The sequence below is a fragment of the Streptomyces sp. NBC_01257 genome (assembly GCF_035917255.1).
Taxonomy (GTDB): domain Bacteria; phylum Actinomycetota; class Actinomycetes; order Streptomycetales; family Streptomycetaceae; genus Streptomyces.
This window is the reverse complement of sequence record NZ_CP108472.1, coordinates 7,890,345-7,902,847: the sequence shown is the minus strand read 5'-3', so window position 1 is coordinate 7,902,847 and position 12,503 is coordinate 7,890,345. Positions and strand designations below refer to the sequence as shown.

General features: G+C 69.6%; 13 protein-coding genes. All 13 read right to left on the bottom strand.

Going from position 1 to position 12,503, the window contains the following annotated elements:
* Positions 1–14 precede the first annotated feature (14 nt).
* The 13 genes from OG408_RS34500 to OG408_RS34440 are packed head-to-tail and all read right to left on the bottom strand — an operon-like array spanning position 15 to position 12,108.
* Positions 15–761 carry a hypothetical protein gene (locus OG408_RS34500; RefSeq protein ID WP_266785406.1) on the bottom strand — a complete coding sequence of 249 codons (747 nt, stop codon included), beginning with the start codon at positions 759–761 and terminating at the stop codon, positions 15–17.
* Between the two features lie 39 nt (positions 762–800).
* A complete protein-coding gene (locus OG408_RS34495) occupies positions 801–1,331 on the bottom strand; it encodes a nuclear transport factor 2 family protein (RefSeq protein ID WP_405406525.1) in 531 nt (176 codons plus the stop codon).
* A gap of 59 nt (positions 1,332–1,390) precedes the next feature.
* The gene (locus OG408_RS34490) at positions 1,391–2,002 is read right to left on the bottom strand and encodes a hypothetical protein (protein ID WP_285564250.1); all 612 of its coding nucleotides are present in this window, start codon (positions 2,000–2,002) and stop codon (positions 1,391–1,393) included.
* Complete coding sequence (locus tag OG408_RS34485; protein ID WP_266785404.1) at positions 1,999–2,520, bottom strand: hypothetical protein; 522 nt, start codon at positions 2,518–2,520, stop codon at positions 1,999–2,001. Before OG408_RS34485 ends, OG408_RS34490 begins: the two co-directional genes overlap by 4 nt.
* A complete protein-coding gene (locus OG408_RS34480; RefSeq protein WP_285564251.1) occupies positions 2,517–3,779 on the bottom strand; it encodes an MCE family protein in 1,263 nt (420 codons plus the stop codon). Before OG408_RS34480 ends, OG408_RS34485 begins: the two co-directional genes overlap by 4 nt.
* Positions 3,776–4,957: an MCE family protein gene (locus OG408_RS34475; RefSeq protein ID WP_326673620.1), complete on the bottom strand. Its 1,182-nt coding sequence runs from the start codon at positions 4,955–4,957 to the stop codon at positions 3,776–3,778. Before OG408_RS34475 ends, OG408_RS34480 begins: the two co-directional genes overlap by 4 nt.
* On the bottom strand, positions 4,954–6,075 hold the full coding sequence (locus OG408_RS34470) for an MCE family protein (RefSeq protein ID WP_326673619.1): 1,122 nt from the start codon (positions 6,073–6,075) through the stop codon (positions 4,954–4,956). The genes OG408_RS34475 and OG408_RS34470 overlap by 4 nt, the downstream gene beginning before the upstream one ends.
* A 1-nt stretch (position 6,076) precedes the next feature.
* Complete coding sequence (locus OG408_RS34465; RefSeq protein WP_326673618.1) at positions 6,077–7,096, bottom strand: MCE family protein; 1,020 nt, start codon at positions 7,094–7,096, stop codon at positions 6,077–6,079.
* The gene (locus tag OG408_RS34460) at positions 7,093–8,124 is read right to left on the bottom strand and encodes an MCE family protein (RefSeq protein WP_285564254.1); all 1,032 of its coding nucleotides are present in this window, start codon (positions 8,122–8,124) and stop codon (positions 7,093–7,095) included. The genes OG408_RS34465 and OG408_RS34460 overlap by 4 nt, the downstream gene beginning before the upstream one ends.
* Positions 8,121–9,446: an MCE family protein gene (locus OG408_RS34455; protein WP_326673617.1), complete on the bottom strand. Its 1,326-nt coding sequence runs from the start codon at positions 9,444–9,446 to the stop codon at positions 8,121–8,123. The genes OG408_RS34460 and OG408_RS34455 overlap by 4 nt, the downstream gene beginning before the upstream one ends.
* Positions 9,446–10,249: an MlaE family ABC transporter permease gene (locus OG408_RS34450; protein WP_266785390.1), complete on the bottom strand. Its 804-nt coding sequence runs from the start codon at positions 10,247–10,249 to the stop codon at positions 9,446–9,448. Before OG408_RS34450 ends, OG408_RS34455 begins: the two co-directional genes overlap by 1 nt.
* Positions 10,250–10,252: 3 nt before the next feature.
* The gene (locus tag OG408_RS34445; RefSeq protein WP_266785388.1) at positions 10,253–11,113 is read right to left on the bottom strand and encodes an MlaE family ABC transporter permease; all 861 of its coding nucleotides are present in this window, start codon (positions 11,111–11,113) and stop codon (positions 10,253–10,255) included.
* On the bottom strand, positions 11,110–12,108 hold the full coding sequence (locus OG408_RS34440) for an ABC transporter ATP-binding protein (RefSeq protein WP_266785386.1): 999 nt from the start codon (positions 12,106–12,108) through the stop codon (positions 11,110–11,112). Before OG408_RS34440 ends, OG408_RS34445 begins: the two co-directional genes overlap by 4 nt.
* Between the last annotated feature and the right edge of the window lie 395 nt (positions 12,109–12,503).

The following is a 12,503-nucleotide window of genomic DNA, read 5'->3' as shown; positions in this document are numbered from 1 at the left end:
TCCTCTCCCCCGGGTCACCGGGTGAACGTGTCGATGCCGGATATCCGCCAGGTGCCGCCGCGGCGCACGGCGTCCACGGCGAACATGGCCGCGGCGTACGTCGTCTCCTCCGACTTGCCCGTACGGGTGTTGCTCTGGTCGGCGAAGATGATCAGCCGGGCGCGGTCGCCGTCGAGCAGCTCCACCCCGCTCTCGGTGACGGTCGTGGTGAGCACGAGCTTCTGCTTGGGCGCCTGCGCCCGTACCTCGGCGAGCATGTCCGTGTGCTGCTGGACCGCCGCACCCGTCAGGTACTTCTTCACCGCGGCGTCGGCCTTGGCGGGCGAGGCGTAGTCGTAGGAGAACACCGCGCCGACGGCCTCGGTGATCTGACCCTTCACCTCGCTGGTGCGGCCGATGTCGGTGAGCGCGGTGTTCCGCCGGCTCGGGTCGTCGCGCAGACTCCCGGCCGAGGTGAACGCCCAGGCGGCGAAGGCGCCGAGGAGCACGGTCAGGACACAGAGCACGGCGGGCAGCCGGACCCGGAGACGGGGTGACCGCCCGGACTTCGACGCCTTCCCCTCCTCCTGCGCCGATTCCTTCTCCGGTTCCTTCTCCGGTTCCTTCTTCGCTTCCTTCTGCTCCTCCGCGTCGTCCTGTGGTTCCTCCGCGACGGTCTCGGCGTCCACGGGCTTGCTCACGGGCGCGGGAGCGGCGGTGCGTTCGGCGGCGACGGTGGCCAGCCGACGCTGCCGGTTGACGAGGTGACGGGTCGTCGACATGTCCGGGGTCCTCTCGGTGCGGGTGGGGAGTCGGTGGCGTCAGCCGGCGGTGTTGCCGACGGGTGCCTGGCCGAGGGCGCTGAGCTTCCACCCGTCGGAGGTGCGGGTGAGCTGCCCCAGCATCCGGCTCTCCTTCACCGCGGGCTTGCCCTTGGGCGCGGTCACGGTCACCCGCAGCGCCACCATCACGCCCGCCTTCCCGGCCCGGTCGTCGAGCTCGGTGACCGCGCCGGACAGCACCTTGGCGGTGCTGACGGTCTTCGCCTCCTGGATCTGCTTCACGAACCCGTCGCGTCCGTCGACGAGTTGCTGGTGCAGGTCCCCGGTGGTGGAGTCCTCCCAACTGTCGAGTCCCTTGGCGAGCTGCTCGTGGTCGAGCGTGTTCATGTTCTGCACGGCCTGCTCGCCGGCGGCCAGCGCGTCGTCGCGGGCCTGGGCGTACGCCGCCGAGTCGTCGTGCGCCGCCTGGTACCGGGACACGCCGCCCCAGCCCGCGGCACCGGCCGCCGCGAGCGTCAGCACGATCGCTGCCGCCACCAGCGGGTTCCTCGTCATCCGTACCCGTGCCATCGCTGCCTCTCCCTGCCGTGTGGTGCGGTATCGCCCGGTGCGTCGTGCGGTGGGGTGCGCTATCTGGCCTTGATCTCCACGATCGTCCAGTGCCCTTCCCGGAGTTGGGCCGTGACGGACAGCTGCGCCGCCGCGGTGCTCGCGGCCTTGCCCTTGCGCTCGTAGACCTGGTCGAGGAAGACCAGGAGGTGGGCGCTGTCGCCGGTCAGCCGGGTCACCCCGGCACGCACGACGTGGGTGGTGAGGGTGAGCTTCTGGTCGGCGGCCTGCTTCTCGACCTGGCCGAAGAGCGCCGCGTACTGCTGGAGCGCCTTGCCCGCCAGGAGCCGCTGCGCGGACGCCTTGGTGGCGGCCGTGTCGCCGGGGCCGTAGGAGAAGACCTTGCCGAGTGCGTTGGTGACGTCGCCGGCGACCTGGGTGGTCACCGCGCTGTCCGTCAGCGCCCGGTTGGCGGTGGCGGGCGTGTCGCGCAGCTGCCGGCCCGCGACGAAGAAGGCGCCGCCGGCCGCGATCAGGGCGACGACGAGCACCCCGGCCAGCACGCGGGGCCACCGCCTGGCGGGACCGGCCTCGATGTCGGTGTCCGTGTCGGCTCCGGTGTCGTCGGGCGGGACGCTGCCGGACGCCTCCTGGACCGCGTCGTCGGGGTCGATCACACTGCGCAGCCTCATGTGCCGCTCCCTATGCCGAGCGCGGTGAGCGCCTTGATCTTCCAGCCGTCCCCGGTCCGGACGAGCGTCGCCTCGAAGCGTTTGCGCTCGGTGCCGGCCTTGCCCGTGCGCGGGGTGACCTCGATGTCGACGGTCGCGATCATCAGTGCCGTGCCCGTACGCTCGTCCACTTCGGTGAGGGCCGCGTCGGTGACCTTGCCGCGCGCCGTCGTGCCGGACTTCTTGAGCTCGGCGGCGTCCTTGGCGCGGGTGCGCTTCAGCTGGTCGTGCAGCGGGCCGGTGGAGGCGTCGAGCCAGCCGGCGAGACCGGTGTCGACGCTCGTGGCGTCCTTGCCGTCCAGGCTGTTGAGCCGGGCCAGGTCCACCTTGCCGTCCGCCAGCGCGGCGTCCCGGCTCTTCGCGTACGCCAGGTCGTCGTCGCCGCGCGCCTGCGCGTACGACCAGCCCCCCAGCGCGCAGATCAGTGCGGCGACGAGCAGGACGGCCCAGCCGCCGATGCTGCGGGTACGGGGGGTCATGCGCCGCCTCCCTGCCCCAGGCCCAGCAGTCCGGCCATGCCGTCGGCCGCGGGCGCGGAGTCCGTCGCGGCGCCGAGCACTCCGGGCAGCCGGTCCTGGCCGCGGTCGTCGAGGAGCAGCGTGCCGGGCTTGGCGGGTGCGGGCAGCGGACCGCCCTTCGGGGCGTTCGCACTGCCGCGGACGTTGATGCCGGTGCCGGGCGACGAGGTGCAGCGGGCCTTGGTGTTGACGGCCGGAGCCGGTGCGAGGTCGAGCCCGTTGCGGTACGTCGTGCCGCCGTATCCGGAGGTGCAGGGCAGCGGCTCGAAGAAGGTGACCGACATGCCGAACCGGGCACCGTCCTCGTCGACCGCGCTGGCCCCCGCCGCCGCGACGGCCGGGAGTTTCACGAGGAGTTCCTCCAGTCCGCGCTGCCGGGTCACGGCGACGTCCGACGTGGTGAGGAGGTTGGCGACGACGACACCGAAGCTCGGGTCGAGATCGCGCAGCAGTCCGCTGATCTGCCCGGTCGCGTCGGGTGCGGCGGCGATCAGCTTGCGCAGGTCGGTGTCCGAGCCCTTGAGCTGGGCCGCCAGTTCCTTCGCGCCCGAGGCGAAGCCCTTGAGCGCCTCGCCCTGTTCGGCCTGGGTCCGCAGCACGGTCTCGCCGTCCCGCATGAGCCTGGTGTTGACGGGCAGTGCGTCGTCGGCGGCCTGGACGAACTCGCCGCCGGTGTCCAGCAGGACCTGGAGGTCGTCGCCGCGGCCGGAGAACGCGGTGCCGAACTCGTCGACCACCGTGCGCAGCGACTCCAGGTCGACGGACGAGGCGAGGCCGTTGACGCTGGTGAGGACGTTCGTCACCGGTGCCGGGACGGTGGTCTCGGCCTGGTCGATGACCGAGCCGTTGGCGAGGACGGGGCCGTCGGTGCGGGCCGGGCGCAGGTCGACGTACTGCTCGCCGACCGCGGAGAGGTTGGCGACGACCGCCTTGAGGTCCTCGGGGATGGGCGGCGCCGACTTGTCGATGCGCAGTTCGGCCTCCACACCGTCCTCGGTGAGCTCGATGGGCCCGACCCGGCCGACGGAGACCCCGCGGTAGGTGACGTTGGAGTGGGTGAACAGGCCACCGGTGCGCGGGAGCTGCATCTTGACGGTGTAGTAGTCGCGCATGCCGACGTAGTGGCCGAGGTCGGCGTACCGCACGCCCAGGTAGCCGAGCACCAGCACCGCGATGATCAGGAACGCGATGTTCTTCAGCCGGATGGCGAGGGTGATCATCGGTTGCTCCCCTCCGTGGCCTGGCCCGTCCGGGGAGTGGCCGTCCCTGGCGTGGTGGTCGCGGGGAGCGGCAGCGGGAGTGCGGCGCCGGCTGCCGTTTTCGCCCCGGCGGCCGGGGGGTCCGGATCCGGTTCGAGGGCGGGGATGATCTGGGTGCCAGGTGCGGCCGTCATGTCCAGGTACACGTTGAGGTAGTCGCCCTTCACACCGCGCAGCACCTCGTCCGTGAACGGGTAGGTGAGCAGCACCTGGAGGGAGTCGGGCAGGTCGTCGCCGGAGTCGGCCAGGGCCCGGAGGGTGGGGGCGATGGCCTTCAGGTCGGCGATCGTGTCCGCCTTGCTCTTGTTGATGGTGGTGACGGCGACGTCGGAAAGGGTGTCCAGGGAGCGCAGCATGGTCAGGAGCGAGCCGCGCTGCTTCTCCAGGACCTTCATGCCGGGGCTGAGCCCGGTGAGGACCTTGCCGACGTCCTGTTTGCGGGTGGCGAGGGTGGCGGCGAGCCGGTTGACGCCGTCGAGCGCCGATGTGATGTCGCCGCGGTGGTCGTCGAGGTTGGTGACGAGGGTGTCGACGCGCTTGAGCATGGACCGGACCTGGGGTTCCTGTCCGGCCAGTGCCTTGTTGAGCTCGGTGGTGATGGTCTTCAGCTGCTGGACGCCGCCGCCGTTGAGGAGCATCGACAGCGCCCCGAACACCTCTTCGACCTCGGGGTTCCGGTTGGTCCGGGTGAGCGGGATGCGGTCGCCGGAGGCGAGGGTGCCGCGGGCGGTGCCGCTCGCGGGGGGCGAGAGCTGGATGTACTTCTCGCCCAGGAGGCTCGACTGTTCCAGGTGCGCGTAGGCGTTGGCGGGCAGTTTGATCTTCCCGTTGACTTTCATGGTGACCCGGGCCTGCCAGGTGTCGGGGGCGAGGGAGATCTTGGTGACGCGGCCGACGGCGACGTCGTTGACCTTCACCGAGGACTGCGGGGCGAGGCTGAGCACGTCTCCGAAGTCCGCCGTGATCTCGTACGGATGGTCGCCGAGGTCCGCACCGCCGGGCAGCGGCACGTCCTCGATGCCGGAGAAGTGCGGGGCCTGGCAGCCGGTGACGAAGAGGGTGCAGCAGAGGCCGAACGCGATCAGGGTGGCGGCGCCCGTCGTCGCGCGGGCTCCGGGTCCGCGCGGGGTCCGGCTCATCGGTTCGCCCCCTTCTCGTCGTTGCCGCTCTTCGCCGCGGCGTTCTTCGGTGTGCCGTAGACGGTGCCCACGGCCGGCAGCGGCAGGGCGGGGAGCGCCGCCTGCCGTTCGGCGTCCACCGGGGTGAGCCCGGTGAGGGAAGGATCGATGAGCGGGCCGCCCATGCTGAGCTCGTTGAGGTCGGTCCGGCCGTTGAGGGTGCGGTGGGTGGGGTCGTACGCGTTCAGGACGTTGCCCGCGGCCAGCGGCAGGGTGTCGAGCGACTCGGCCAGTGAGGCGCGCTGGTCGACGAGGGTCTGGGTGATCGGCACCAGCGCGTCCACGTTCTCCTTGAGCGCGCCCCGGTTGTCCTTGATGAACGTCTTGACCTGGGCGAGGGCGGTGCCGAGTTCCTTGAGCGCGGCCCCGAGGTTCTTCTTGTCGTCCGCCAGGAAGCCGGTGACCGAGTTCAGCTGGTTCTCGGCCGTGCGCACGTTGCCGTCGTTGTCCTTCAGCATGGTGGTGAAGGTCTGGAGGTAGGCCAGGGTGTCGAAGAGGTTCCCGCTGCTCTTGTCGAGGGTCTTCGTCGCCTTGCCGAACTGCTCGATGGAGTCGCCGATGTCCTTGCCGTTGCCCTTGAGGTTCTTCGCGCCGGTGTCCAGGAGTCCGGCGAAGGCTCCCTGCGCGTTCGCCCCGTCCGGGCCGAGCGCGGTGGAGAGTTCGGTGATGGACGCGTACAGCTGGTCCACCTCGACCGGTGTCGCGTTCTTCGACGCGGGCAGTTCGGCGTCGTCCTCCAGGACCGCTCCCCCGGTGTAGACGGGGGCGAGCTGGACGTACCGGTCGGCGACGAGGCTGGGGGCGACGACGACGGCGTGCACGTCCTTGGGGACCTGGACGCCCTTGTCGACCCGCAGGACGACCTTGACGTCCTTGCCGCGGGGTTCGACCGATTCGACGGTGCCGACCCGGACTCCGAGGATCCGCAGGTCGGATCCGGCGTAGACGCCGGTCGCCTGCTCGAAGTACGCGGTGACGGTCGTCGTGCCCTCTTCCTCCATGGCCATCACCCCGGAGGTGGCCGCGACGGCCACGACCACGAGGCCGGCCCCGATGCCAATGATGCGGGTGAGTCTCATCTCAGCTCCCGCCTTCCTGCTTGGGAGGCATGCAGCCGGTCGCCGGGGGCGTGTTGGCGGGCAGGTAGTCCTTCGGGACGACACCGCAGACGTAGTTGTCGAACCAGCGGCCGCTGCCCAGGGTGTTGCCGACGAGCCTGTTGTAGGAGCCGGCGATCGAGAGGACCTTGTCGAGGCTCTTGCGGTTCTTGTTCAGGACGGCGGTGACCCGGCCCAGCGCCTTCAGCGTGGGCTTGAGCTGCTTGTTGTTGTCGGCGACGAGTCCGGTGAGCTGGGTGCCCAGGTCACGGGTGCCGGTGAGCAGCAGGTGGATGGAGTCGCGGCGTGCCTGGATCTCGCCGAGGAGCAGGTTGCCGTCCTCCAGGAGGGTCTCGAAGCTGCTCTTCTTGGTGGCGAGGGTCTTGGTGAGCTGCTTGCTGCCCTTGAGGAGCGTCGCGAGCTGCGCGTCGCGCTCGGAGACGGTCTTGGAGAGGGCGGACAGCCCCTTGGCGGCGCTCTTCACGTCGGGCGGGGAGTCCTTGAAGGTGGCGGAGATCGTCTCGAAGCTCTTGGCCAGCTGCTCGGTGTCGATCTCGCCGATGGTCTCGCCGAGACCGTTGAATGCCTGGGTGACGTCGTACGGCGAGGTGGTGCGGCTCGCCGTGATGCGCTCGTCGGGGTTCTGCCGGGCTTCGCCGAGGGGGTCCACGGCCAGGTACTTGTCGCCGAGGAGTGTCTTGATGGCGATGCCGACGGTGCTCGCGTTGCCGATCCAGGCGTCCTTGACCTTGAAGGTCACCTTCACCTTGGCGCCGTCGAGGGAGACCCCGGTGACCTTGCCGACCTTCACTCCGGCGATCCGCACCTCGTCGCCCTCGTCGAGCCCGGCGGACTCGGTGAAGTCGGCGCTGTAGGTGGTGCCGCCGCCGATGAAGGGCAGCGAGTCGGCGCGGTAGGCGCCGTATCCGATGAGGGCGAGTACGAGGAGTCCGACGACGCTGACGGCCACGGGGTTGCGGTCGCGTATGGGCTTCATTCTCATGACAGGCACCTCGGCTGGGTGATCTCGATGCCGGTCGGCGGGGTGCTGCCGTCGCTGTTCGTCACGCCGCTGACCTTGGCCTCGCAGAGGTAGAGGTTGAGCCATGAGCCGTACGAGGCGAGGCGGCTGATCGCCTCCATCTTGGCCGGGGTCTTCTGGAGGAAGTTCTCGATCTTCGGCGAGTTGTCGGCGAGCCGGTCGGAGAGCCGGCCGAGCTGCTTGATGTCCTCCTTCAGGGGTTTGCGGCCGTCCTGGAAGAGGTCCGCGGTGACCGTGGTGAGCGCGCCCATCGCGGTGACGGCCTCGCCGAGCGGTTTGCGGTCGCCCGCGAACCCGGTGACGAGTTCCTGGAGCGTGTCGACGAGGTCGTTGAAGCCGGCCTCCCGGTCGTTGACCGTCTTCAGGACCGTGTTCAGGTTCTTGATCACCTCGCCGATCACCTTGTCCTTCGCGGCGACCGTGCCGGTCAGCGAGCCAACGTGCTGGAGGATGCTGTCGACGGTGCCGCCCTCGCCCTGGAGCACCTGGACGATGGAGCCGGCCAGCTGGTTGACGTCCGGCGGGGAGAGGCCCTCGAAGAGCGGCTGGAAGCCGTTGAAGAGCTGGGTGAGGTCGAGGGCCGGGGTGGTCCGGGACAGCGGGATGGTGGCGCCCGCGGCGAAGCTCTCGCCGACGGGTCCTGCGCCCTGGTCGAGGTCGATGTAGCGCTGGCCGACCATGTTGAGGTACTTGATCGAAGCGGTCACCGACGCCGGCAGCTTGCGGCCCTTCTGGACACTGAAGCCGACCTCGGCGAGCCGCCGGTCGGCGACCTTGACGGAGTCGACCTGCCCGACCTTCACACCGGCGATCCGGACGCTGTCGCCGACGACGAGGCCGGTCGCGTCCGTGAACCTGGCCCGGTACGAACGGGTGTCGCCGACACCGGTGTTGGCGATGGACAGACCCAGCACCGTGGTGGCGAGCACCGTCACCACGATGAAGACGATCGATTTCGCGAGCGGTCCCGCGAGGGAGCGGCGCTTCACTTGAGCTTCACCTCCACACCGCGGAAGGCCGGACCGATGAGCACGCTGCTCCACTCGGGCAGGGCCTGCGGCCGGACCTTCAGTGAGGGAGCGACCAGTTCGTTCACGAGCCGGCTCTCCTGCGGGGAGTTGGGCAGACCGAGCGACGCGTCGGCGGCCGGGACCTCTTCGGGGGCGTCCGTCTCCGGCTCGGCCGCGGTCCCGTTGTCCTTGGCGGTCCTGACGTCCGCGGTCGGGACCGTCCGGCCGACGTAGGGGACGGAGTAGCAGTGCGGTCCGCCGGTCGCGTTGTAGACGGGCGTGTCCTTGCCCGCCACGTACTTCCCCTGGGAGGGAACGGCCTTGAGGGTGACGTGGAGCCCGGGCTCGTCGGTGCCCTTGCCGAGCGCCTTGTCCATGGCCGGGACGAACCCGGCCATGGTGCGGAGCGTGCAGGGGAATTCCGAGGAGTACGTGGCGAGGGTCTCCAGCGTCGGCCTGCCGGAGGCCGCGAGCCGGATGAGGTTGTCCTTGTTCTTCTCCAGGAACGCGGTGAGGTCCCGGGCGGACGCGGTGGTGGAGCCGTACAGGTCGGCGAGTTCGGCCTGCTGTTCGGCGACGGTGCCGCTGGTGGTGGTGAAGTCGGTGAGCGCGTCCAGGACGTCGGGGGCGGCGTCCCCGTACACCCGGCTCACCTTGACGAGTTCCTTGATGTCCGCGTTGAGCGTGGGGAGTTGCGGGTTGAACTTCTGGAGGTGCGCGTCGAGCGTGACGAGGGTGTCACCGAGCTTCTCGCCGCGGCCCTGGAGTGCCTGGGAGACCGCGTTGAGGGTGGCGGAGAGCTTCTCCGGCTTCACGGCGGTCAGCAGCGGCAGGACGTTGTCGAGGACCTCTTCGAGTTCGAGGGCGTTGCTGGAGCGGTCCTGCGGGATGACGGCCCCCGCCCGCAGCGCCCGCGGTGACGGTACGGGGGGCGGCACGAGGGCCACGAACCGTTCGCCGAACAGCGTGGTGGGCAGCATCTGGGCGGTGACGTCGGCGGGGACGCGGTCGAGCTTGTCCGGGTCGATCGCCAGGGTGAGGCGGGCGCCCTCGCCGTCGGCCGCGATGCCGCGCACCTGGCCGATGACGACGCCGCGCAGCTTCACGTCGGCGTTGTCGTGCATCTCGTTGCCGACGCTCGACGTGCGTACGGTGACGGTCGCGTCATCCGTGAAGTCCTTCTCGTACACGGAGACCGACACCCAGATGAGGACGGCGGGTACGAGGAAGAAGGCGACCCCGGCGGTTCTGCGGCCGGCGGTCCGCGCGGCCCTGTTGCCCCTTGTGGTCCGCGATGACATCAGCCGGCCACCTTCACGGTCGTCGTGGCTCCCCAGATGGCGAGCGAGAGGAAGAAGTCGGTGACGCTGATCAGCACGATCGCGTTGCGCACCGAGCGGCCGACGGCCACGCCCACTCCGGCGGGTCCACCGGTGGCGTGGTAGCCGTAGTAGCAGTGCGCGAGGATCACCATCACGCTGAAGATCAGCACCTTGAGCACCGACAGCAGCACGTCCTGCGGGGAGAGGAAGAGGTTGAAGTAGTGGTCGTACGTGCCCGCGGACTGCCCGTTGAACAGGACGGTGACGTAGCGGGAGGCGACGTACGAGGAGAGCAGCCCGATCGCGTACAGCGGGATGATGGCGACGACCCCGGCGATGATGCGCGTGGTGACGAGGTAGGGCATGGAGCGCACGCCCATCGACTCCAGGCCGTCGATCTCCTCGTTGATCCGCATGGCACCGAGCTGCGCGGTGAAGCCGGCGCCGACGGTCGCGGAGAGAGCGAGGCCGGCGACCAGCGGGGCGATCTCACGGGTGTTGAAGTACGCGGAGATGAAGCCGGTGAAGGCGGCGGTGCCGATCTGGTTGAGGGCGGCATACCCCTGGAGTCCGACGACGGTGCCGGTGGCCAGGGTCATCGCGATCATCACGCCGATGGTGCCGCCGACGACCCCGAGACCGCCGCTGCCGAAGGCCACCTCGGCGAGCAGCCGCTGCACCTCCTTGAGGTAGCGGCGCAGCGTCCGGGGGATCCAGACCAGGGCCCGTACGTAGAAGGTGAGCTGGTCACCCGACCGGTCGAGCCAGCTGAGTATCGGCATCGGTCAGCTCCCCTTCGCGGGGACGATCTGGAGGTAGATCGCCGTGAGGACCATGTTCACGAAGAACAGCAGCATGAAGGTGATGACGACGGACTGGTTGACCGCGTCGCCCACGCCCTTCGGTCCGCCGCGCGGGTTGAGTCCGCGGTAGGCGGCGACGATGCCGGCGATGAAGCCGAAGATCAGGGCCTTGATCTCGCTGACGTACAGGTCGGGCAGCTGGGCGAGGGCGGAGAAGCTGGAGAGATAGGCGCCCGGGGTGCCGTCCTGCATGATCACGTTGAAGAAGTAGCCGCCGAGGGTGCCGACGACGGAGACGAGGCCGTTGAGCAGGACGGCGACCAGCATGGTGGCGAGCACGCGCGGGACGACGAGGCGCTGCACGGGCGAGACGCCCATGACCTCCATCGCGTCGAGCTCCTCGCGGATCTTGCGCGATCCGAGGTCCGCGCAGATGGCCGAGCCCGCCGCGCCGGAGACCAGCAGAGCCACGATGATCGGGCTGGCCTGCTGGATGACGGCGAGGACGCTGGCGCCGCCGGTGAAGGACTGGGCGCCGAGCTGCTGGGTGAGCGAGCCGACCTGGAGGGCGATGACCGCGCCGAACGGGATGGAGACGAGGGCGGCGGGCAGGATCGTGACGCTGGCGACGAACCAGAACTGCTCGATGAACTCCCGCACCTGGAAAGGCCTTCGGAAGGTCTCCCGGCACACGGTCCCGGCGAGCGCGAACAGCCGGCCGGTCTCGCGCAGCGGGGCGAGGGCCTTGCTGGGGCGCGGGGCCTCGGGCGCCTTATTCGGAGCCGGGGCCGGGGGCCGGTCCTCCGGCGGCCCGGGGGGTATCACCGGCATGGGGGCCGTCATGGGCGCCCACCGCCCGCGGCGGCCGGGCTGTAGCTGTTGAGGATGGCGGTACGGGCCGCCTCGGGAAGCTGGCCCATCATCGACATGACCCGCTCCCGGCGGCGCAGGGCGCCCTGGCGCACCGGCAGGCCCGGCGAGGGCTCCAGCTGCGGGACGACGGTGCGCGGGGCGTTGGCCGAACTGATGCCCTGGCCGTAGCCATTGAGCTCCTCGGCGGCGAGCGTGGCGGCGTCCTTCTCCTCGGACATGCCGATGGGGCCTTCGCAGCGCCCGGCGAGGAACTGGTTGACCACGGGCAGATCGCTGGTCAGCAGCACCTCTCGCGGACCGAAGGTGACGAGGTTGCGGCAGAACAGCATCCCCATGTTGTCCGGGACCGTGGAGGCGATGTCGAGGTTGTGGGTGACGATGAGCATCGTCGCGTCGATCTGGGCGTTCAGGTCGACGAGCAGCTGCGAGATGAACGCGGTGCGGACCGGGTCGAGGCCGGAGTCGGGCTCGTCGCAGAGAATGATCTGCGGGTCCAGGACGAGTGCCCGGGCCAGGCCGGCCCGCTTGCGCATACCGCCGGAGATCTCGCCGGGCAGCTTGTCCTCGGCACCGAGCAGGCCCACCACGTCGATCCGCTCCATCACGATGCGGCGGATCTCGGATTCCTTCTTGCGGGTGTGCTCCCGGAGCGGGAACGCGATGTTGTCGAAGAGCGACATCGACCCGAAGAGCGCACCGTCCTGGAACATGAGGCCGAAAAGCTTTCGGGCCTCCATGATGTCCCGCTCGGAACCGTTCACCATGTCGACGCCATCGACGAGGACGCGGCCCCGTTCAGGCTTGAGCAGGCCGATGATGGACTTGAGGAAGACGGTCTTTCCGGTGCCGGAAGGACCGAGCATCACGCTCACTTCACCGGCGGGCAGGGTGAGGCTGACGTCCTGCCAGATGTTCTGCTTGCCGAAGGACTTCGTCAGGCCTTCCACGACTACTTCGATTCCCATCGGCCCTCCCTCGACGTCTCGGTGAACGATGTCATCTGTCAGCGCTCCGGCTCTGAGAAATCCAATGGCGGCTCGTCACACATGCACCAGGAGGCGCACGTTATGTCCGCCGAAACCGCCAGGACAAGCCGTTGAGCAGCAGAGATCGGCGAACCATGTGCTCGATGTGGATCACTTGTCACCGAGTGACAAAACCGCTCGCAGGCTTTGTCGGAATCTGCGCAAGTTCTCCGGCGTGCGGATCGGGTTCCGAGTCCAGAGGGGCTGGAGCCGTGGGTCCCGACCGTGGGAGCGCCGGCCCAGGACAGAGGCTTCGGAGGCCGGCGCATTCCCGGTGCGGAATTCGGGCCGAGGGGGCTCGACCTGGACTCCGCAGGCGTCGAACGAACAGCTGG

Bases quoted from the DNA above. Each gene is read 5' to 3' on its own strand.
- OG408_RS34500 (WP_266785406.1), bottom strand. From the start codon at position 761: ATGTCGACGACCCGTCACCTCGTCAACCGGCAGCGTCGGCTGGCCACC.
- OG408_RS34495 (WP_405406525.1), bottom strand. From the start codon at position 1,331: ATGGCACGGGTACGGATGACGAGGAACCCGCTGGTGGCGGCAGCGATC.
- OG408_RS34490 (WP_285564250.1), bottom strand. From the start codon at position 2,002: ATGAGGCTGCGCAGTGTGATCGACCCCGACGACGCGGTCCAGGAGGCG.
- OG408_RS34485 (WP_266785404.1), bottom strand. From the start codon at position 2,520: ATGACCCCCCGTACCCGCAGCATCGGCGGCTGGGCCGTCCTGCTCGTC.
- OG408_RS34480 (WP_285564251.1), bottom strand. From the start codon at position 3,779: ATGATCACCCTCGCCATCCGGCTGAAGAACATCGCGTTCCTGATCATC.
- OG408_RS34475 (WP_326673620.1), bottom strand. From the start codon at position 4,957: ATGAGCCGGACCCCGCGCGGACCCGGAGCCCGCGCGACGACGGGCGCC.
- OG408_RS34470 (WP_326673619.1), bottom strand. From the start codon at position 6,075: ATGAGACTCACCCGCATCATTGGCATCGGGGCCGGCCTCGTGGTCGTG.
- OG408_RS34465 (WP_326673618.1), bottom strand. From the start codon at position 7,096: ATGAGAATGAAGCCCATACGCGACCGCAACCCCGTGGCCGTCAGCGTC.
- OG408_RS34455 (WP_326673617.1), bottom strand. From the start codon at position 9,446: ATGTCATCGCGGACCACAAGGGGCAACAGGGCCGCGCGGACCGCCGGC.
- OG408_RS34450 (WP_266785390.1), bottom strand. From the start codon at position 10,249: ATGCCGATACTCAGCTGGCTCGACCGGTCGGGTGACCAGCTCACCTTC.
- OG408_RS34445 (WP_266785388.1), bottom strand. From the start codon at position 11,113: ATGACGGCCCCCATGCCGGTGATACCCCCCGGGCCGCCGGAGGACCGG.
- OG408_RS34440 (WP_266785386.1), bottom strand. From the start codon at position 12,108: ATGGGAATCGAAGTAGTCGTGGAAGGCCTGACGAAGTCCTTCGGCAAG.